We start from the raw sequence: 19698 nt of genomic DNA, 5'->3' as shown, positions 1-19698 counted from the left end.
ATGCAGGTATTACAGTTAATAAAAATACAGTTCCTGGTGAAACAAGATCTCCATTTGTTACTTCTGGTATTAGAATAGGAAGTCCTGCTTTAACTGCTAGAGGAATGAAAGAAAAAGAGTTTGAATTCATTGCTAATAAAATTTGTGATGTTTTAGATGACATTGAAAATAGTGATCTTCAAGCTAGCGTTAACAAAGAACTTGAAGAACTTGCTTCTAACTTTGTTATTTACTCTCAATCTACTTACTAAAATAAGGATGTGATATGGAAATAAAAGGCGAAGATTTTTTAAAAAAAGTGCAAGAGAAGCAAGAGACTGAAGAGTTAGAACAAAGACTGTCTCAATTAAAAAAACAAGAAGAGTTATCAGCAAATGCCTCAAAAGCAAAAGAGGCCTATGAAGATGATTCTGTTAAAGTTGATATTTCGTCTAATGGTGAACTAGGAGACATCATGTTAAATGGAACTCCAACACCAACAGCAAATGAGACAAATAAAAAGAAATATCTAATCTTAGGTTTAGTTTTAATTATACTTTTTTTATTGACAATAGTAATTATTCGTCTTTTAAATAGTCCAAAAAAAGAGGATAAATCATTTTCTAATGAACCAACAAAACAAGAAGAACAAGTTTTGGAAAATGATAATATTGAAAAACAGTATCAAAAAATAATAGATGAAAAATTAAAAAATATCAAAGAACAAACTCAAAATGCACAAACACAACAAAAAACAGATGAAGAGTTAAGTATTGATTCTTTAGAAAAAAAAGAAAAAAAAGTTAAAGAAGAAGAGACTAAACCAGATGTTTTTAATGTAAAAGAAGAAACAAAAGTTCAAAAAGAACCTGTAGTTAAAAAAATACAAAAACCGAAAACTGTTCAAAAAGCAAAAACTACAAAAAGAAGTACACCAAAAGTTAGTTCAAAACCAAATGGTACTTATGTACAAGTTGGTGCATTTTCAAAACAACCAGCAAAAAAATATTTAGAAAAAATCAAATCTAATGGTTTTAAATATACAATTTATAAAGTAAATGTAAATGGAAAAATATATAATAAAGTATTAATTGGTCCTTTTAATAGTAGAGCATCAGCAGAAAATAATATGCCTAATATAAAAAGAAAATTAAATATTTCAAGTGCATTTATACTAAGATTTTAAAGGGCACTCAATATGACATTTTATTCAAAAGAATTATTTTTAGACCAATTTACACCCGTTTCTATTTATGAAAAAATGGAAAAACTTTATAAAAATGAAATTACATTTTTATTTGAAAGTACAGTTAACTCAAGTGAAGGTAACTACTCTTTCATTATTATTGGTGATAGAGAAAGAATTTGGTATAAAAATAGTAAATGTTTCCATAAAAATGAACAAGGAGATATTAAAGAAGTAGAATCAAATCCTTTAAAATATCTTCAAAAATATTATAAAAAATTTGATAAACATATATTTAAAGATAAAGCAAATGAGTTAGGAATCGGACTTATTGATGGATTTATAGGAAGTGTAGGTTTTGATGTAGTAAAAGAGTTTGAACCAACACTTAAAAAATCAATGGCTAATTTAGAAGATCAACTTGATATTGCTGATGTAGATTTAATAAGACCTAAAATCATTTTAGGTTTTTCACACAAAACATCAAAACTTGTGATAGTTACTTCCCTTGAATCAAAAAAAGATGAGCTAGAAAAAATAGAAAAAGAGTTATACACTCCATATACTTATACTCCTTTAAAAAAAGCTGTTTTATTGGATGAGGGAAAATTCAACTATACAAAAGAGCAATTTTTTGAAATGGTAGAAAAAGCAAAAAAGATGATTACAAGTGGAGATGTATTTCAACTTCTTATGTCAAATAGATTTATTCAAAAAGCAAAAGTTGATCATTTAAGTTTTTATAGAGCATTAAGAAGTAAAAATCCAAGTCCATATCTATTCTATTTAAAATATGAAGATTTTTCAATTGCAGGAAGTTCACCTGAAGTTATGGTTAAATTAGTTGATGGGAATATTTTACTTAGACCAATTGCAGGTACAAGAAAAAGAGGTAAAAACATCAATAGAGACCTTGAACTTGAAAAAGAGATGTTAAATGATACTAAAGAAAAAGCAGAACATATTATGCTTGTTGATTTAGGTAGAAATGATGTGGGAAGAGTAGCAAAGGCTGGAACTGTTAAAGTTACAGATTTAATGAGAGTTGAAAAATATTCTCATGTTATGCACATGGTTTCAGATGTAGAAGCAGTAATTGATGAAGAACATGATATGTTTGATTTATTTGCAGCTACATTCACTGCAGGAACTATGACAGGTGCACCAAAGATTAGAGCAATGGATTTAATTGCACAATTTGAAGGTATAAAAAGAAGTTTTTATAGTGGAAGTATTGCATATTTTGGATTTGATGGAAATATGGATAGTGCAATTACAATTAGAACAACATTATTAACTGAAGACAAAGTTGTATTCCAAGCAGGTGCAGGTATTGTTGCTGATTCTGTTAATGAACTTGAATACCTTGAAGTACAAAATAAGCTTGCAGCTAATATCTCAACACTAAAAGAGTTATCTTAAAAGTAACTCTTTTACTCTCTTACTTTATTCTTATAAAATCAAATATTAGATAACATACTTTTAAAATAAATTAAAGGATATATTGTGTTACTTGGTGTAAATATAGACCATATTGCTGTATTAAGAGAAGCTAGAAAAATTAACGATCCAAATCCACTAGATGCTTTAGGAATTTGTAAACTTGCGAATGCAGATCAAATTACTATTCACCTAAGAGAAGATAGAAGACATATCCACGATGAAGACGCAAGAAGAATAATTGAGACTTCAACTTTACCAGTAAATTTAGAGTGCTCAATTAATGAAGAAATTATTGATATTGTTTGCAAATTAAAACCTCAAAGAGCAACTTTAGTTCCTGAAAATAGACAAGAAGTTACAACTGAAGGTGGTTTAGATTTGAAATCAAACTACAAAAAAGTACAAAAAGCTATAAAAAAACTTATTGAAAATGAAATAGAAGTTTCACTATTTATTGATCCTACAAAAGAGATGATAGAATTAAGTTCAAAATTACAAGCACATTGGGTAGAACTTCATACTGGAACTTTTGCAAATATATTTGCAATGTTATATGGAAATTTATCAAATACGCACCATAGTATAAAAGAACTTGAAATTTCAAGAGAACAACTAAAACAAAAACTTAATGAGTCAAAAAAGCAAATAAAAAAAGCTGCAAACACTGCAGTTGAACTTAAGTTAAAAGTTGCAGCAGGTCATGGACTTAATTATCAAAATGTAAGAAAGATTTCAAAAATAAAATCAATTAGCGAATTAAATATTGGTCAAAGTATAATAGCAAGATCGGTATTTAGCGGATTATATCAAGCAATATTAGATATGAAAGAGTTAATAAAATGAAACCAAATATAGCAATATCAATTGGTGATTTAAATGGAATTGGATTACAAATTGCACTACAAAGCCATGAAAAAATAAAGAAGTTTTGTAATCCTATTTATTGTATTAATAAGAAACTATTAGCACAAGGTTCTAAACTTTTAAATATTGACATACCAAATGATTTTAATATACATAAAACTAAAGGTGAATTTGAAATTAAGCCAGGACAAGTATCTAAAAAAAGTGGGAAGTTTTCATATGATTCATTTATTGATGCAATTAAATTAACGAATGAACACACTACAGATGCAGTAGTAACACTTCCTATAAATAAAGAGTCTTGGAATAAAGCAAATATTGAATTCAAAGGTCACACAGAAGTTTTAAGAAGATACTTTGGGGAAAATGCAATTATGATGCTTGGATGTAAAAAACTATTTGTAGGTTTATTTACTGAACATATTGCATTAAAAAAAGTTGCCAAAAGAATAAATGAAAAAAGTTTAACAACTTTTCTTTGTGATTTTTACAAAAATGTAAAGCAAGATAATATACAAGTATTAGGATTAAATCCCCATGCAAGTGATAATGGCGTTTTGGGTAATGAAGAAGTAGAAATTTTCAAAGCAATTAAAAATGCTAATAAAATATTAAAAAAAGATATTTTTAAAGGACCAATTGTTCCAGATACTGCTTTTTCAAAAGCAAACAGAAAAAATTGCAAATATTTTGTTTGTATGTATCACGACCAAGGATTAGCTCCTTTAAAAGCTTTATATTTTGATGAAAGTATAAATGTAAGTCTTAATTTACCAATTATTAGAACATCAGTTGATCATGGAACGGCTTTTGATATTGCTTATAAAAATGTAAAAGTAAATAACAAAAGTTATATAAATGCCATTAAAGAGGCAATTTCACTAGTAAATAATAGATAATGAAAACACTTGAAGTTTGCTATGAACTTGATTTTTCAAAAATTGTTTTTTTGGAAAGAAAAGCAAAAATATCAGCACCTAAAACTTTTGTTTATGGTGCTCCCAAATGTGGAAAAACATATTTAATTTATGATTATTTATCAAATTTTGATACAAAAGATTATATTTATATAGATTTTAATGATTTTAGAAATGACATAGAAGAAATAAAGATTTATCTTGACGAGTTTATAATAAAAAACAGTATTAAAGTATTGGTTTTAGAAAACTTTGACTTTTCTTTTAATATACCAGAATGTCAAAGTATAATTATTTCTTCACATAATTGCGTTAATATCGATGGTTTTGAATTAATGCAAGTAAAACCTTTGGACTTCGAAGAATACTTATTACATGAAAATAGATATCATACAGCAACGCAAGCATTTAATAACTTTTTAAAATATGGAAATATGCCAGGTGTTGTAAATCTTGAAGAGTATAATAAAGAGAAAAGATTACAAGAAATTCTTAGGCTTTATACAAAAGATGAGACATTTGAACGAATTTTAAAAATTTTATTTTTAAATATTGATGAAAAAAAATCACTTTTTCAACTTTTTAATACACTAAAAAATAACATGAAAATTTCAAAAGATAAGTTTTATGAAGTTGTTAAAATATATGAAAATTCTGGATTAGTATATTTTTTACCAAAATATAAGCAAGAAAAGGCTGTAAAAAAGATATACTCTTATAACCATGCTTTTTTAAATGCAATAACCCATGCTAAAAAGTTCAAAAATGAATTTACTAATATGGTTTTTTTACAATTACAAGCTACGTACAAGGATATTTACTACACAGATAACATCGATTTTTATATAGAAGAAGAAAAATATGCAATTTTGTCAATTCCTTTTTTTAATCCATTATTAAAAAATACAATAGTAAAAAAAATAAATAAAACTGTTAAAGATTTAGAGCTTGAAAAAGTAGATATTGTTACTGTTGGTTACAATGAGAAATTTAATGTAGATAAAATTGAAGTCGAAGTTTTACCTTTTTTTGAATGGGCAGTTAGTTAAATAATTTTTCTTAAATCACTATTAATTTTTTTTTAGCTATAATCACGAAATTCTTAAAGGAAATCGATGAATAAAAGAGTACTTGTTAAATTTTCTGGTGAAGCGTTAGCTGGTGAAGAAGGTTACGGTATAGATACTCAAATTTTGGACTATATCGCAGATGAAATCAAAAATTTAGTAGATAATGGTATTGAAGTTGGTATCGTTATTGGTGGTGGTAATATTATTAGGGGTGTAACAGCTGCTGCTGATGGTATTATTAAAAGAACTAGTGCAGATTATATGGGAATGTTAGCAACAGTAATCAACGGTGTTGCTATGCAAGAAGCCCTTGAACACAAGGGTTTAAGTGCAAGATTACAAACTGCTATTAAAATGGAACAAATTGCAGAATCTTTTATTGTTAGAAAAGCAATTAGACATTTTGAGAAAAATAGAGTTGTAATTTTTAGTGCAGGTACAGGAAACCCATACTTTACAACTGATACAGCTGCTACTTTAAGAGCAACTGAAATTAATGCATCTATGCTTATAAAAGCTACAAAAGTAGATGGTGTTTATAATAAAGATCCAATGAAATATGCAGATGCAGTAAAACTTGAAACATTAACTTATGATGATGCGTTGGAAGATCATATTAAAGTTATGGATGACACAGCTATTGCATTAGCAAAAGACAACAAACTACCAATTGTTGTAGCAAATATGAATGAAAAAGGTAATCTATTAAAAATCATAAATGGTGATTTTACTAGATGCTCAATTGTAAAATAAAGGATTGTGAATGTTAAGATTAGAAGAAAGAATGTCTAAAGCTTTAGAAAAAGTAAACAACGATAGATATATTTTATCAATTGCTGTTGGGCAAAGAGCTGATGAATTAAGTAGAGGTGCAAAGCCTTTATTAGAACAAAATACACAAAACATGAAATATACTGATATTGCAATTGATGAGATTGCAAATGGATTATTAGTTATTGACGGTTTAGTTGATAAAGAAGATTAAATTATAAAAGCTAACGCTTTTATAATTTCTTTATTGAGATAATATGGATCCATTTATAGAAAAAATTCAAAGCATTAATAGAGTTGATGATGCTATAAATGAACTAAAAAAAAATGTAGAACTAACTCCCAAGCTAAAAGAAATAATTGATTTTTGTATAAAAGCCCATGAAGATCAATTTAGAAAAAGTGGTGAACCTTATGTAGTACACCCTATTCTTGTAGCAACAATCATCTCTAATTTTAGTCAAGACGAAGCAGTTATTGCAACTTCTTTATTACATGATATAGTAGAAGACACAAAATATGATTTAAACTTTGTGAAAAATAACTGGGGTGAAGACATCGCTCATATGGTAGATGGTCTTACAAAAATTGTAGAAATTAGAGAACATGAATTTTCATCTTCATTATCAGATTCAAGAACTGTATCATCAGCAATGACATTTAGAAAAATGCTAATTGCTTCTATTGATGATGTAAGAGTATTACTTGTAAAACTTTGTGATAGATTTCATAATATGCTAACGTTAAGTGCTTTAAGTGAACAAAAACAAAAAAGAATTGCAGAAGAGACTTTAGTTGTATATGTTCCAATCGCACATAGATTAGGTATATCTACACTTAAAAATCATCTTGAAGACTTAGCATTTGAATATATTTATCCAGAAGAGTACTCTAAAATAGATAATTTTATCAAAGAGCATGAACATGCAATTCAATTAACTTTTAATAATTTTATTACAAATACAAAAATTATTTTAGAAAAAAATGGTTATGATGCATCAAAAATTAAGATTCTAAGTAGAATTAAACATCATTACTCAATTTACTTGAAAATGCAAAGAAAAGGTGTAACAATTGATGAAGTTTTAGACCTTTTAGCTATTAGAGTTTTAGTTCCAGAAGAAATTGATTGTTATAAAGTTCTAGGACATTTACACTTAGCATATAAACCTTTAATATCAAGATTTAAAGATTATGTATCAACTCCTAAAGAAAATGGATATAGAACAATTCATACAACGGTATTTTATAACTCAAAAATTTATGAAATTCAAATTAGAACTTTTGAAATGCATAAAATTGCAGAGTATGGAATTGCTGCTCATTGGAAATATAAAAGTGGTGCAAAAAGTAAAGAGAGTAATGGACCTAATTTAAATTGGTTAAAGTCATTAGAATTTACAAATGAAAATGTTGAAGAATTTTATGCAGATACAAAAGATGACTTATACTCTGAAGAGATAGTTGTATACTCTCCCCATGGAGATACTTTTAACTTGCCAAGAGGTTCAACTGCTTATGATTATGCATATGCAGTGCATACTGATGTAGGTAGAAATGCTTTTGAATGTTATATTAATAAAATAAAAAAACCTTTATTAACTGAATTAAAAAGTTCAGATATTGTATCAATAAAAACAAGTGATCATGTAATTCCAAGATGTTCATGGATTGATATGGTAAAAACAAATAGAGCGAAAAAACAGATTAAATTTGTTTGTGCACAAAGACAAAAAGAGATAAATGAATACACAGGTACAAATATTATTGATACTATTTTTAATAGATATACTCAACAAATAACAACAACTTATCCATTTGTTTCTATTCATAAAGTTGCAAATAATTTAGATTTTTTAAGAAATATAAAAAAACAAATTGAAACAAAACTAATAAAAGAACATGGACTTGTAACTAGATTTAAAATACTTGCAAGTAAATTAAAAATGTATAAATTTGACAATATATTAATATATTCAAATTTTAGTATTAATTCAGTATCATTTGACCACTGTTGTCACCCAAAATTTGGAGATGATATTGTTGCATTCAAAAGTGGAAATAAAGCAATAATACACCATAAAATGTGTGATAAGGCATATAAAAAAATAAAATCAAAACATCACATGCTATTTTGTAAATGGACAAAAGATACTTTATATCCTTATAAAATGGTTGTATCTTTAGCAAATACAAAAGGTGAATTAGCAAGATTGTTAATGTATATGTCAAAATATGAAGGGTATATATTAAGTGTTGATTATGGACGAGAAAAACACTCTTATAGACAATATTGTGATATAGAATTTGAAATAAATAATTCAAATATTGATGAAGTAAGAAAAATCGTTGAACAAAAAGCAAAAGTTATTGAATTTACTTCAAAAAAAGATGCTTATAATAAATAATAACTAGAATAAAAAGAGGATAAATGGAAGATAAAATTAAAAATGCACTAGCAGAGATAAAAAGAGGTTGTGCAGAAATAATTGATATAGAGTCAATAGAAAAATTAGTTAGAAATTATTATGAAAAAGGTGAAAATTTTTATGTAAAAGCAGGATTTGATCCAACTGCACCAGATTTACATTTAGGTCATACAGTATTAATGCAAAAAATGGCAACTTTTCAAAAATTTGGAGGAATAGTTCAATTTTTAATTGGTGATTTTACTGCAACTATTGGAGATCCTACAGGGAAAAGTGAAACTAGAAAAGTATTAAGTGCTGAACAAGTTTTGGAAAATGCAGAAACTTATAAAGAACAAGTATTCAAAATACTAGACCCAGAAAAAACACAAGTTAAATTCAACTCACAATGGTTAAAAGATTTAGGAACTGGTGGTTTAATTTCACTTGCTTCAAATTTAACAGTTGCTAGAATGTTAGAAAGAGATGATTTTTCAAAAAGATATGCTTCAAATACACCAATTGCAGTTAGTGAATTTATGTATCCATTACTTCAAGGTTATGATTCAGTTGCAATGAATACTGATATTGAAATGGGTGGAACTGACCAAAAATTTAATTTATTAATGGGAAGAACTATACAAAAAGCTTATAATTGTAAAAAACAACAAGCTGTATTAATGATGCCAATTTTAGAAGGTTTAGATGGCGTACAGAAAATGTCAAAATCTTTAGGAAATTATATTGGTGTTACAGATAATGCAAATGATATGTTTGGTAAAATATTATCAATTTCAGATGATTTAATGTGGAGATATTTTGAATTACTATCAACAAAATCTTTACAGGAAATAGAAGATTTGAAAAATGGAGTATCAAATAATACACTACATCCAAAAATTGTAAAAGAAGATCTTGCAATGGAAATAGTAGAAAGATACCACGGTAAAGGTTCTGGTGAAATAGCAAAAGCAGAATTTGAGAAAATTTTTGCACAAAAAGACATTCCAACTGATATGCCTGAATTTGACATGGATGAAGGTACTTGGATTTGTCAAGCATTAGTTGATGCAAATCTTGTAAAGTCAACTTCACAAGCAAGAAGAGATATAAAAGCGGGTGCTGTGAAAATTGATCAAGAGAAAGTAACTGATGAAAAACTTAATTTAAAAACTGGAGAATTTATTTTACAAAAAGGTAAAAAGAATTTTGCAAAGATAAAAATAAAATAAAGGGCTAGTATTGAGAATAGGAAAATATGATATAAAACATCCAATTATCCAGGGTGGAATGGGTGTAGGTATTAGTTGGGACAAACTAGCTGGCACTGTAAGTAAAGAGGGAGCACTTGGTGTTATCTCTGCAGTAGGAACTGGTTATTATAAAAGTGACGAGTTTACTGTAAAAACAAAAAAAGACAAACCAGTTGATGTACTAAATTTTTATTCTAAAGATGCATTAAAAACAATTATAAAAAATGCAAGAAAAATTTGTGGTGATGCTCCACTAGCATGTAATATTTTACATGCTATTAATGATTATGGAAGAGTTGTAAAAGATGCATGCGAAGCTGGTATTAATATAATTATTACAGGTGCTGGTTTACCAACAAATATGCCTGAATTTACAAAAGATTTCCCTGATGTTGCATTAGTACCAATTGTATCTAGTGCTAGAGCGCTTAAACTTATTTGTAGAAAATGGAAAAGATTTGGAAAAATTCCAGATGCTATTATTGTAGAAGGACCAAAATCTGGTGGTCATCAAGGTTTTACTTATGACCAATGTTTTCAAGAAGAGTTTCAACTTGAAAATATAGTAGGACCAGTTATTGAAGAAGCTAAAAATTGGGGAGATATTCCAATTATTGCAGCAGGTGGGATTTGGGATAAAAATGATATTGATAAATTTTTAGCACTTGGATGTGATGGTGTACAAATGGCAACTAGATTTATTGGTACATTTGAGTGTGATGTTGATATGAATATGAAAAAAGTTTTAATGGATGCAAAAGAAGAAGATATAAAACTTATGAAATCACCTGTTGGTTTACCTGCACGTGCAGTAATGACAAACCTACAAGAATCAATGAAAAATAATACAGCACCAAAAGTTGCTTGTATTTCAAACTGTGTTTCACCTTGTAATAGAGGTCAAGAAGCTAAAATAGTTGGTTATTGTATAGCTGATAGATTAGGAGCTGCATATCAAGGAGATATGAATACAGGACTATTTTTCACAGGTTCAAATGGATATAGATTAGATAAATTAATATCAGTACATGAATTAATTGAAAAATTAACAAAGGGAGAGTAATTATTTTAAAAAAAGTACTCTTATGTTTTTTAATAATATTTAATCTTAATTTAATAGCATCTTCTTTAAGTGAAAAATATAACACTGAGAGAATGAGTTATCTAAGAGCAGTATTAAATAATAATACTGCCTTAGAAAAAAAACATTTAATAAATATAATTAGTTATGGCAAAAAACTTGGTTATGATACTAAAAAATACCAAGCAGAACTAAAAAAACTATCATCAAAAAAGAAAATTAAAACTGTAAAGAAAATATCAAAAAAGAAAAAAATAGAAAAAGAGTATGCAAAAAAAAGTATTATTGCAAATAATAGTAATTCAAAATACTCTATAAAAAAAGTGTATACACAAAAAAATATGATTATTATTGATTTTAATAAACATGTTACAAAAAAAGACATAGATTATAATATTGATAAAACAAAGTATTCTAATTTATATCTTTTTGATATAAAAGGTTATTTTAAAGATGCACGTCCTACAAAATTAGCTATTAATGGTATAGATAAAATCTTCATTATACAAAAAAACAAAACTATATTACATATAAAAGTAAGAGATAAAAATAGATTAAAACCTATATATATTATCAATAATAAAAGAATTATTATCAAATTTCTTAATATAAAAACAACCAGTAAAAAAAGTACAGTTACATATAAAGAAAAATATGAAAGAAAAATTGTATTAATTGATCCTGGACATGGAGGGAAAGACTCTGGAGCTATTGGCCCATATAAAAGATATGAAAAACATGTAGTATTAGCAATTGCAAAAGATTTAGCATATCATTTAAAAAGAAGAGGATACAAAGTATATTTAACAAGAACAAATGATAAATTCATTACTTTAAGAAATAGAACAAAAAAAGCAAATAGAGTAAATGCTGATATATTTATTTCAATACATGCAAACTCTATTGCAAAAAGTAAGGCAAAAGAAGTAAAAGGAATTGAAACATTTTTCTTAAGTCCAGCAAGAAGTGCAAGAGCTAAAAGAGTTGCAGCAAAAGAGAATAGTAGTGATGTAAGAGCCATGAGTAATGCTACAAAAAATTCTTTTTTAACAGTTTTAAATCAAAGTAAAATAACAGCTTCAAATAAACTTGCAATTGATATACAACAAAACATGTTGTATCAGCTTAAAAAACACTATAAATACATTGAAGATAGTGGAGTTAGAGAAGGTCCTTTTTGGGTACTAGTAGGTGCACAAATGCCTTCAATATTGATTGAAGTTGGATATATTTCTAATCCTATGGAAAGTCGAAGATTATATAATAAAAAGTATCAAAAAATATTAGCAGAGGGAATTGCTAATGGTGTTGATTCTTATTTTTTAAAAAATCCTTGATTTTAATAATAAGTTCTTTTTGCTTCTTTTTAAAATGAGGTAATTCATCTAAAGAAAAATATTTAACTTTACTATTTTCAAGTGATAAAAACTTGTCATATAATTTGTCATCTTCATCAAAGTAATTATATAATTTTTCTATATTTTTACTATTTACAAGCCAAATACCAATATCTTTTTCTTTATTTAATTGTTCAAAATACTCTTCAAAATATTCAGTTTCAACTTTTATACTTGATTCTTCAGTGAATTCTCTTTTAGCACACTCTTTTGCACTTTCTTTGCCAAGTTGAACACCTTTCAAAAATCCCCATTTATTTTTACTTTTAACTGATTTACATAATAGAAGTTTTATTTTTTGATCTTCTAACTTATATAAAGCAATACCATATGCTTTTACATGCTTGTTAGACATAACTACACATTCTCCTTTTAGTAAGATGTTTTCCTTTTATATATAATAAAAGAAATAGTGTACCATAAAAACATCGGTACTAATAGTGATATTTCTGGTGATAATGTACCATTATTAGAAAATTTATGAAGTAAAAAGAATATACCCCAAACTATTAAAGTTAAAAAAATTGATAAAGAAGTAAACTTACCTATATTAAAAAATCTGCTATTTAGTGCAGAATATGCAAAAACTAACATCATTATTGGAATAATAAAAAATGAAACAATTAATTCATAATACAATGCTGCTCTAATTTTATCAGTATTTATTCCTTGTTGTTTCAATAAAACTAATGCTGATAATGCATCAAGAATAGAAAATGTCGATTTTGATTCATAAACATTATTTAATATTTTTGGTTTAAACCCTTCTAATGTATGCAAAAACTTTTCATGTTTGACAACCATTTTTGAAGTTTCAAAATTAATATTTTTTGGTTTTGTTGTAATTTTTGCATCAATAACATACCATTTATTATTTTGAAAATACGCTTTTTTTGCAATAATACTTTCAACTAAATCTTTATCTTTTACTTTATAAATATGTATATTTTCAGCTCTTTTTTCTAAAGGAAATAACTTTTGAAAATATATATGATAGTCATTATATTTTAAGAATATATCAGACTTTGTACTTGTAAAGTACTCTCCATCTAATATTTTACTTTTTTGTTCATATGAATAGGCAAGAGGTGTTGCTTGAAGTCCTATTAATATTAACAATAATAAAAATGAAATATTTAATACAGGAAGATATATTTTACGCTTACTAACACCAAGTGCTGTGAAAGCAACTAATTCATTTCCTTTAATTAAAATAACTAAAGTTAATATCCATCCAAATACCAAAGATAATGGTAACGTTAATGTCAGTGTAAAAAAACTATTATAAAAAAGATACAATAATTGTAAGTTTGCAGAATCAGGTAATTTTTTAACATTTTGAAAAAAGTCAATACCTACAAAGAATAGTTCTAATGAAATTAAAACAATAAAAAAACTTTTTAGATATTTTTGTAATATATATTTTGTTAATATGTTCATGTTACTTCAATGTATATTTAGATTTTATTTCATTTATAGATTCACCACTTTTTAGTGCTTCTATTGCTTTTATAGCATGAGGTATTATTATATCTTTTAATCTATTTAATTCCTCTTTTGAGAAGTTATCTAATACATAATTTATAACATCTTCTCTATGTTCAGGTTTTCCTATTCCTATTCTAACTCGTATATAATCTTTACCAATATTTGAATCAATTGATTTTAATCCATTATGACCACCATGGCCACCACCAATTTTAAATTTAATTGAACCAAAAGGTAAATCTAAATCATCATGAATTACGATTATATCATCATTTTCTATTTTATAATAATTTTTTATGGCAACTACTGCATCACCAGATAAATTCATATAAGTTTGTGGTTTTACTAATAAATCATATGAAGATTTTAAAACATCAGCTTTAAAGTTTGATTTATTTATATTTGAAGTATTTAGGTTTCTGGCCATTTCATCAATGACCATAAAACCAATGTTGTGCCTAGTTAAAAGATATTTTTCACCTATATTACCAAGTCCAACAATCAAAGACATATTATATTACTTAGCTTTAATTACACCAACAATTGGTACTCTTGGATCTAAGAAACACTCTACACCTTCAGCTAATTCTAAATCTCTAACTAAAATATTGTGACCAACATCTAAGTTATCAACATTTAAAGTAAAGTTTTCTGGTAAATTTTCTAAAGTAGTTTTAACAGCTACTCTTTTTTTATGGAAAATAAACAGACCTTTATTTTTTAAACCAATTGGTGTACCAACAGTTTTAACAGGAATATTATAAGTAGTTCTAACACCTGGTTGTGCAACCATTAAATCTACATGTATTAAATCTGAAGTAATTGGACATTTTTGATACTCTTGTACAACAACTTTATAAATAGTTCCATCAACAGATACATCAAATGCAAGTGTTTCTTTTGTTTTTAAAGCTCTAACAAATTCATTCGTTTTGAATGCTGCATTAACGTTTTCTAAACCTTTACCATAGATATTAGCAATTAAGTAACCATCTCTTCTTAAAGATTTAGTTTCTTGTTTTGTTATACTATTTCTTGCGATACCCTCTAACATAAACATTTCCTTTGTTTTAAATTAAGTTGCGCATTATACTTAAGTTAATATTAATTTAGCCTTATTACTTTAACTTTTGTATATAAAAATATAAAGAATCCAATTCATTATCTGTCAAAAAATATGTTGGCATAATGAGTGATTCTGTTTTATCTGATTTTAGCTTTGCTTTGAAGTCTTCAAAAGATACTTTGCTTATAGGAGGAACTTTTATATATTTTAATTCTCCTTTTTTATTTCTGTATTTTGCAAGTATAATTTCATTTTTCCCATTTCCATGGCATTTGTTACACCCTATTCCCCTTGGATTTTTATATAACATAGCACCATATTCATATTTTGTAATAAAAGAGTTATCATCATTAGTTGCAAATAAGCAAGATACAGTAAATAAAGCTATAAAAGCTATAAACTTCAAAATTAACCTTTGTGTAAAATTGTTTTTGGTATTATATCAACCTAAAATTAAAACAAATATAAGGTTTATCTGCCATGACAATACTTGATGGAAAAGGACTATCTAATAAAATAAAAGAAGAGGTTAAAGCTGATGTTATTGAGCTTCAAACTAAAAAGAGTATAACACCAGGACTTGCTGTTGTTTTAGTTGGTTCAGACCCAGCTAGTGCAGCATATGTTAATATGAAAAGCAAAGCTTGTAAACAAGCTGGAATTTACTCTATTGTGCATGAAATGCCAGAAACAATTTCTCAAGATAAAATATTAGAAATTTTAGCAATGATGAATAGAAATCCAAATATTGATGGAATATTAGTACAACTACCACTTCCAAAACATATCGATACAAATGCAATACTTGAAGCAATTGCTCCTGAAAAAGATGTTGATGGATTTCATGCTTACAATGCAGGAAGGATGAATTTAGGTTTAGATTCTTTTATACCAGCAACACCATATGGAGTTATGAGATTACTAGAAGAGTATAAAATTAATCCAGAAGGTAAAAATGTATGTGTTGTAGGAGCAAGTAATATTGTAGGTAAACCTATGGGTACACTTTTATTAAATGCAAATGCTACGGTTACCACATGTCATATTTATACTAAAAATCTAAAAGAACATACATTAAATGCAGATATCATTTGTGTTGGTGTTGGTAAAGTTAATTTAATTACAGAAGATATGGTAAAAGATGGTGCAATTGTTATTGATATTGGTATTAATAGACTTGAAAATGGAAAATTAGTTGGTGATGTTGATTTTGAAAATGTTTCAAAAAAATGTTCATACATTACACCAGTTCCAGGTGGAGTTGGTCCGATGACTATTGCAATGCTTTTAGTTAATACTATTAAAGCTGCAAAAATAAGAGAAGAAAGAGAAAAAAAACTAAATGATTAAAAAAGCTTATAATTGGGCCAGTTCTTGGACTGGTACTGTAATTATTGTATTAGTAATAATTTTTTTTATAGCACAAGCTTTTGTAATTCCAAGTGGAAGTATGAAAAACTCGCTATTAATTGGAGATATGTTATTTGTAAAAAAATTCTCTTATGGTATTCCTGTTCCTAGAATTCCTTGGCTAGAAGTTCCTATCTTACCAGATTTCAATGGCAATGGACACCTAATAGAAGGAGATAAGCCACAACGTGGTGATATTGTTGTATTTAGATATCCACATAATGATAAAGTTCACTATGTAAAAAGATGTGTGGCTACTGGAGGAGATTTAGTTTTAATTCAAAATAAAAATTTACTTTTACACCCAAGTGAAGGAAATGATTATGTTAGAAAAAATTATTCAAAAGATCAAATTATAGAAGTTGAAGATAAACTTTGGGTAATAAATCCTTACCAAAGAAAACATCCAGGAATTCACCACGACCCAAGTGTAGTAAATAATGGACTTGCACCTGCAAAATTATTTAATATGCTTCCTGTGCAAGTTCCAAAAGGTGAATATTTTATGATGGGAGATAATAGAGACCATTCAAATGATTCAAGATTTTGGGGAACAGTTAAATACAAATATATTGTAGGAAAACCTTGGTTTATATATTTTTCTTGGGACAAAAATAAAAAAATTAGATGGGATAGAGTTTTTAGAAAAGTGGAATCAATAGAAAAAGATTTAATTGGTAAAAAAATAGAAATTAATCATGAAAAGGGGATATATTAATGAAATATTTTATTGGTGCAGATCATGCTGGAATTAATATTAAAACATATGTTAAAGAGTTGTTTGAAAAAAAAGGTCATGAAGTTATTGACTTAGGAACTTTTAACAATGATAGAGTTGATTATCCAGACTTTGCTGAAAAAGTTTGTGAAGAAGTTCTAAAAGATAAAAATTCTAAAGGCATTTTAATTTGTGGTTCTGGTATTGGTATGTCAATGTCTGCAAATAAATTTGATGGAATTAGAGCTGCTTTATGTCATAACGAATACTCTGCAAAAATGGCAAGAGAACACAATGATGCAAATGTTATTTGTCTGGGAGAAAGAGTAACTGGTTATGGAATGATTGAATCAATAATTGATGCATGGGATAATGCAACTTTCCAAGGTGGTAGACACGAAGGAAGAGTTGAAAAAATCAATGCATTAGGAAAATAATAAATTGTAAAGTAAAAGAAATTTTCTTTTACTTTACATTACCCCAAACACTACAGTTTATTACATCACAAAACAATAATTTTTCTAAGGGCCTATTTATATAGCTTATGACATAATGAATAAACTATATAAGAGGTTAATATATGCAAGATTGGCAAGTATATTTATTGATGTTAGTTATTGTTTTTTCCATGCTACTTGGGAAAAAACTAATGTTTTTTCATGACAATGATAATTCAAAAAAGGATAAAAATGATAAATCCTAAAATTATTGATTATATATTCTCTTCAGCTTCAATTCAACGATGGAATGACTATCCAAGAATGGTCGAGTTAGTTGAACTTGATAAACAAGCACACAAATTTATAATAGCATTTTTTATTGCAAAACTTGAAGATGATGTAAATTTTACACACCTTATAGAAGCTGGAATTTTTGAGTTTTTAAGAAGAATTGTAGTAACTGATATTAGACCAGATGTCTTTAGAAAAGCTTTACAAAAAAAATCAAAAGAGATTAACTCTTGGGTAATTGAAAAATTAAAAGAGTCCTTAGAACCAATTCAAAATGGAAACTTTTTAAAAAAATTCGAAGAGTATTTAACTGATTCAAATATGTATAAAAAAGAGAGATTTATATTAAAAGCAGCATCATACTTAGCTACAAAATGGGAATTTTCAATTGTATATCAAACTTCCAAATTTTTAACTGATATAGAAAATGTAAAAAGAAGTGTTGAAGATGAAATTGAAGATTATTATGAATTAATAGGTGTTAGAAAAATATCATTAAATAAAAAATTATCAAGAATTATAGATTTAAGTGGTAGATTAAGATTTCAAAAAAGATGGGCACAAACACCAAGAATACCAGAAACTTCAGTTTTAGGTCATATGTTAACAGTTGCACTTTTTGCATATTTTTATTCAAAAGATGTTGATGCTTGTGATAAAAGACTTGAAAATAACTTTTATACTGCACTATTTCATGATTTACCTGAAGCATTAACTAAAGATATAATTTCACCAGTAAAATACAGTGTAGATGAACTATCAAATATTATTTCAGAGTATGAAATAATTAAAATTGAAGATGATATTTTACCTTATATCCCAGATAATTTAAAAGATGAATTTTCATATCTTTTAGGATTATATGAAGATAATAAAAAAGATGAATTTTTAGATAGAATTAAATATAAAAATAAAATTGAAATAGTTGAAAAAATAAAAGATTATAATCTTAATAAATATAATGCAATAGATGGAAAAGCTTTAAAACAGTGTGATAAACTATCTGCTTTTATTGAAGCTAGCCTTTCAATATCCCATGGAATAAAATCAAAAGAACTGCAAACAGGGAAAAAACACATTTTTAAAACTCTAAAAAGTGTTGAAGGCATTGATTTTAAACAAATAGCAAAACAAATAGATGAAGAGTTTGGGAGCACAGGTCAAACACAATCTGTTCTTGACTTTGATTTTGATTAGACTTAAAAGTCTAATCAATAACTTTTTTATTTAAACTTTTACAGATTAAATATGCTGCATATGCAATAAGTCCATATGCCAATAATTCTGTTCCTTCTTCTGCAATAACTTTTACTTGATATATATAACTTTCATGAAGTACATCTTTCCAAAAAACTTTCATACCAAATAATCTTGAATGTACAAAAAGTATCATAACAGAACAAATCATCATTTTCATAGCTTTTTCTTTTAAAACTATTGCAAACTCATTTACACCAACAGCAAATTTTTTAAATGTATAAAATATTGTTATTAAAAAAACTGTAACTGCAGGTACTTTCCAAAAACCATGATAAACCATATCAAATGTAGAATCTAGTTCTCTTATTAAAATAACTACAAAAAATCCAGTTATTAATGCAAGTCCATGTCTTAAATCTTTTCTTTTTATTGTAGTTCTTGCAAAAATAAATATTGTAAATACAATAAAAATAAGTTGTGATACTTCTGTAAAAGATTTTTCACTTGTATATGTAACTAAGTAATTTACATCAAGTCTTAATGCTAAGTTAACAATTAGAAAAATTAGTACTACCATTCCTAAATATTTTAAATTATCTATTATAATATCAATTGATTCTTGTCTAATTATGTCGGGTTCTTCTTTTATTTTGTATCCTTTTGTGTATTAATTTGTAACAGAATTATAATTATAATACAAAAAAGGTATTTATAAG

Annotated in this window: 22 protein-coding genes and 1 pseudogene; 17 read left to right on the top strand and 6 right to left on the bottom strand. The window is 26.7% G+C overall.

All coding sequences use genetic code 11. From position 1 onward, the window contains the following. From glyA to CRU93_RS12580, 12 genes and pseudogenes are all read left to right on the top strand, one after another. Window positions 1-251 (top strand): annotated as a pseudogene (gene glyA / locus CRU93_RS12635) (serine hydroxymethyltransferase); the annotation flags it as partial. Between the two features lie 14 nt (window positions 252-265). After that, window positions 266-1165 carry an SPOR domain-containing protein gene (locus tag CRU93_RS12630; RefSeq protein WP_129104558.1) on the top strand — a complete coding sequence of 300 codons (900 nt, stop codon included), beginning with the start codon at window positions 266-268 and terminating at the stop codon, window positions 1163-1165. 12 nt (window positions 1166-1177) lie between these two features. Next, entirely contained in the window at window positions 1178-2587 is a 1410-nt protein-coding gene (locus CRU93_RS12625) for an anthranilate synthase component I family protein (protein ID WP_129104557.1), read from the top strand. A gap of 84 nt (window positions 2588-2671) precedes the next feature. Further along, complete coding sequence (locus CRU93_RS12620) at window positions 2672-3451, top strand: pyridoxine 5'-phosphate synthase (RefSeq protein ID WP_129104556.1); 780 nt, start codon at window positions 2672-2674, stop codon at window positions 3449-3451. Next, the gene (gene pdxA, locus CRU93_RS12615) at window positions 3448-4371 is read left to right on the top strand and encodes a 4-hydroxythreonine-4-phosphate dehydrogenase (protein WP_129104555.1); all 924 of its coding nucleotides are present in this window, start codon (window positions 3448-3450) and stop codon (window positions 4369-4371) included. The genes CRU93_RS12620 and pdxA overlap by 4 nt, the downstream gene beginning before the upstream one ends. Further along, window positions 4371-5438 carry an ATP-binding protein gene (locus CRU93_RS12610; protein ID WP_129104554.1) on the top strand — a complete coding sequence of 356 codons (1068 nt, stop codon included), beginning with the start codon at window positions 4371-4373 and terminating at the stop codon, window positions 5436-5438. Before pdxA ends, CRU93_RS12610 begins: the two co-directional genes overlap by 1 nt. A 66-nt stretch (window positions 5439-5504) precedes the next feature. Then, complete coding sequence (pyrH, locus tag CRU93_RS12605) at window positions 5505-6212, top strand: UMP kinase (RefSeq protein WP_129104553.1); 708 nt, start codon at window positions 5505-5507, stop codon at window positions 6210-6212. A gap of 10 nt (window positions 6213-6222) precedes the next feature. Next, window positions 6223-6444: a DNA-directed RNA polymerase subunit omega gene (locus CRU93_RS12600; RefSeq protein WP_129104552.1), complete on the top strand. Its 222-nt coding sequence runs from the start codon at window positions 6223-6225 to the stop codon at window positions 6442-6444. Between the two features lie 43 nt (window positions 6445-6487). Next, window positions 6488-8638: a bifunctional (p)ppGpp synthetase/guanosine-3',5'-bis(diphosphate) 3'-pyrophosphohydrolase gene (locus CRU93_RS12595; protein ID WP_129104551.1), complete on the top strand. Its 2151-nt coding sequence runs from the start codon at window positions 6488-6490 to the stop codon at window positions 8636-8638. 23 nt (window positions 8639-8661) lie between these two features. Next, entirely contained in the window at window positions 8662-9870 is a 1209-nt protein-coding gene (tyrS, locus tag CRU93_RS12590; protein WP_129104550.1) for a tyrosine--tRNA ligase, read from the top strand. A 10-nt stretch (window positions 9871-9880) separates the two neighbouring features. Continuing rightward, window positions 9881-10954, top strand: coding sequence for a nitronate monooxygenase (locus tag CRU93_RS12585; RefSeq protein WP_129104549.1), 1074 nt, complete (start codon window positions 9881-9883; stop codon window positions 10952-10954). A 92-nt stretch (window positions 10955-11046) separates the two neighbouring features. Next, window positions 11047-12309, top strand: a complete 1263-nt coding sequence (locus CRU93_RS12580) for an N-acetylmuramoyl-L-alanine amidase (RefSeq protein WP_129104548.1) — start codon at window positions 11047-11049, stop codon at window positions 12307-12309. Here CRU93_RS12580 and CRU93_RS12575 read toward each other — a convergent pair. The 5 genes from CRU93_RS12575 to CRU93_RS12555 all read right to left on the bottom strand — a co-directional run bounded on the left by CRU93_RS12575 (window position 12272) and on the right by CRU93_RS12555 (window position 15329). Next, window positions 12272-12724, bottom strand: a complete 453-nt coding sequence (locus tag CRU93_RS12575) for an NUDIX domain-containing protein (protein WP_129104547.1) — start codon at window positions 12722-12724, stop codon at window positions 12272-12274. The genes CRU93_RS12580 and CRU93_RS12575 overlap by 38 nt on opposite strands. A gap of 17 nt (window positions 12725-12741) precedes the next feature. Next, the gene (locus CRU93_RS12570) at window positions 12742-13809 is read right to left on the bottom strand and encodes an LptF/LptG family permease (RefSeq protein WP_129104546.1); all 1068 of its coding nucleotides are present in this window, start codon (window positions 13807-13809) and stop codon (window positions 12742-12744) included. A 1-nt stretch (window position 13810) separates the two neighbouring features. Continuing rightward, window positions 13811-14368: an aminoacyl-tRNA hydrolase gene (pth, locus tag CRU93_RS12565; protein WP_129104545.1), complete on the bottom strand. Its 558-nt coding sequence runs from the start codon at window positions 14366-14368 to the stop codon at window positions 13811-13813. A gap of 6 nt (window positions 14369-14374) precedes the next feature. Then, window positions 14375-14911 (bottom strand): 50S ribosomal protein L25/general stress protein Ctc, encoded by a 537-nt coding sequence (locus CRU93_RS12560; RefSeq protein WP_129104544.1) that lies wholly within the window; start codon window positions 14909-14911, stop codon window positions 14375-14377. A gap of 64 nt (window positions 14912-14975) precedes the next feature. After that, complete coding sequence (locus CRU93_RS12555) at window positions 14976-15329, bottom strand: cytochrome C oxidase subunit III (RefSeq protein WP_375153652.1); 354 nt, start codon at window positions 15327-15329, stop codon at window positions 14976-14978. A 74-nt stretch (window positions 15330-15403) separates the two neighbouring features. On the opposite strand from CRU93_RS12555, the gene folD reads away from it, so the two are divergent. The 5 genes from folD to CRU93_RS12535 all read left to right on the top strand — a co-directional run bounded on the left by folD (window position 15404) and on the right by CRU93_RS12535 (window position 18979). Beyond that, window positions 15404-16273: a bifunctional methylenetetrahydrofolate dehydrogenase/methenyltetrahydrofolate cyclohydrolase FolD gene (gene folD, locus CRU93_RS12550; protein ID WP_129104543.1), complete on the top strand. Its 870-nt coding sequence runs from the start codon at window positions 15404-15406 to the stop codon at window positions 16271-16273. Further along, window positions 16266-17051 carry a signal peptidase I gene (gene lepB / locus CRU93_RS12545; protein ID WP_129104542.1) on the top strand — a complete coding sequence of 262 codons (786 nt, stop codon included), beginning with the start codon at window positions 16266-16268 and terminating at the stop codon, window positions 17049-17051. Before folD ends, lepB begins: the two co-directional genes overlap by 8 nt. Beyond that, window positions 17051-17488, top strand: a complete 438-nt coding sequence (gene rpiB, locus CRU93_RS12540) for a ribose 5-phosphate isomerase B (RefSeq protein ID WP_129104541.1) — start codon at window positions 17051-17053, stop codon at window positions 17486-17488. Before lepB ends, rpiB begins: the two co-directional genes overlap by 1 nt. 143 nt (window positions 17489-17631) lie before the next feature. Continuing rightward, on the top strand, window positions 17632-17754 hold the full coding sequence (locus CRU93_RS14370; protein ID WP_258238928.1) for a hypothetical protein: 123 nt from the start codon (window positions 17632-17634) through the stop codon (window positions 17752-17754). After that, window positions 17741-18979, top strand: coding sequence for an HD domain-containing protein (locus tag CRU93_RS12535; RefSeq protein WP_129104540.1), 1239 nt, complete (start codon window positions 17741-17743; stop codon window positions 18977-18979). Before CRU93_RS14370 ends, CRU93_RS12535 begins: the two co-directional genes overlap by 14 nt. 10 nt (window positions 18980-18989) lie before the next feature. Here CRU93_RS12535 and CRU93_RS12530 read toward each other — a convergent pair whose 3' ends face one another. Beyond that, window positions 18990-19559: a hypothetical protein gene (locus tag CRU93_RS12530; protein WP_258238927.1), complete on the bottom strand. Its 570-nt coding sequence runs from the start codon at window positions 19557-19559 to the stop codon at window positions 18990-18992. Window positions 19560-19698 lie beyond the last annotated feature (139 nt).

This window comes from Arcobacter sp. CECT 8985, assembly GCF_004116495.1.
In the GTDB taxonomy this organism is placed as follows: Bacteria; Campylobacterota; Campylobacteria; order Campylobacterales; family Arcobacteraceae; genus Malaciobacter.
The sequence above is the reverse complement of the archived record's forward strand: the minus strand, read 5'-3'. Positions and strand labels throughout refer to the sequence as shown.

Bases quoted from the DNA above. Each gene is read 5' to 3' on its own strand.
- CRU93_RS12595 (WP_129104551.1), top strand. From the start codon at position 6,488: ATGGATCCATTTATAGAAAAAATTCAAAGCATTAATAGAGTTGATGAT.
- CRU93_RS12600 (WP_129104552.1), top strand. From the start codon at position 6,223: ATGTTAAGATTAGAAGAAAGAATGTCTAAAGCTTTAGAAAAAGTAAAC.
- CRU93_RS12630 (WP_129104558.1), top strand. From the start codon at position 266: ATGGAAATAAAAGGCGAAGATTTTTTAAAAAAAGTGCAAGAGAAGCAA.
- CRU93_RS12610 (WP_129104554.1), top strand. From the start codon at position 4,371: ATGAAAACACTTGAAGTTTGCTATGAACTTGATTTTTCAAAAATTGTT.
- CRU93_RS12580 (WP_129104548.1), top strand. From the start codon at position 11,047: ATGAGTTATCTAAGAGCAGTATTAAATAATAATACTGCCTTAGAAAAA.
- CRU93_RS12575 (WP_129104547.1), bottom strand. From the start codon at position 12,724: ATGTCTAACAAGCATGTAAAAGCATATGGTATTGCTTTATATAAGTTA.
- pdxA (WP_129104555.1), top strand. From the start codon at position 3,448: ATGAAACCAAATATAGCAATATCAATTGGTGATTTAAATGGAATTGGA.
- pyrH (WP_129104553.1), top strand. From the start codon at position 5,505: ATGAATAAAAGAGTACTTGTTAAATTTTCTGGTGAAGCGTTAGCTGGT.
- CRU93_RS12570 (WP_129104546.1), bottom strand. From the start codon at position 13,809: ATGAACATATTAACAAAATATATATTACAAAAATATCTAAAAAGTTTT.
- CRU93_RS12625 (WP_129104557.1), top strand. From the start codon at position 1,178: ATGACATTTTATTCAAAAGAATTATTTTTAGACCAATTTACACCCGTT.
- CRU93_RS12530 (WP_258238927.1), bottom strand. From the start codon at position 19,559: ATGGTAGTACTAATTTTTCTAATTGTTAACTTAGCATTAAGACTTGAT.
- pth (WP_129104545.1), bottom strand. From the start codon at position 14,368: ATGTCTTTGATTGTTGGACTTGGTAATATAGGTGAAAAATATCTTTTA.
- CRU93_RS14370 (WP_258238928.1), top strand. From the start codon at position 17,632: ATGCAAGATTGGCAAGTATATTTATTGATGTTAGTTATTGTTTTTTCC.
- CRU93_RS12535 (WP_129104540.1), top strand. From the start codon at position 17,741: ATGATAAATCCTAAAATTATTGATTATATATTCTCTTCAGCTTCAATT.
- lepB (WP_129104542.1), top strand. From the start codon at position 16,266: ATGATTAAAAAAGCTTATAATTGGGCCAGTTCTTGGACTGGTACTGTA.
- rpiB (WP_129104541.1), top strand. From the start codon at position 17,051: ATGAAATATTTTATTGGTGCAGATCATGCTGGAATTAATATTAAAACA.
- tyrS (WP_129104550.1), top strand. From the start codon at position 8,662: ATGGAAGATAAAATTAAAAATGCACTAGCAGAGATAAAAAGAGGTTGT.
- CRU93_RS12560 (WP_129104544.1), bottom strand. From the start codon at position 14,911: ATGTTAGAGGGTATCGCAAGAAATAGTATAACAAAACAAGAAACTAAA.
- folD (WP_129104543.1), top strand. From the start codon at position 15,404: ATGACAATACTTGATGGAAAAGGACTATCTAATAAAATAAAAGAAGAG.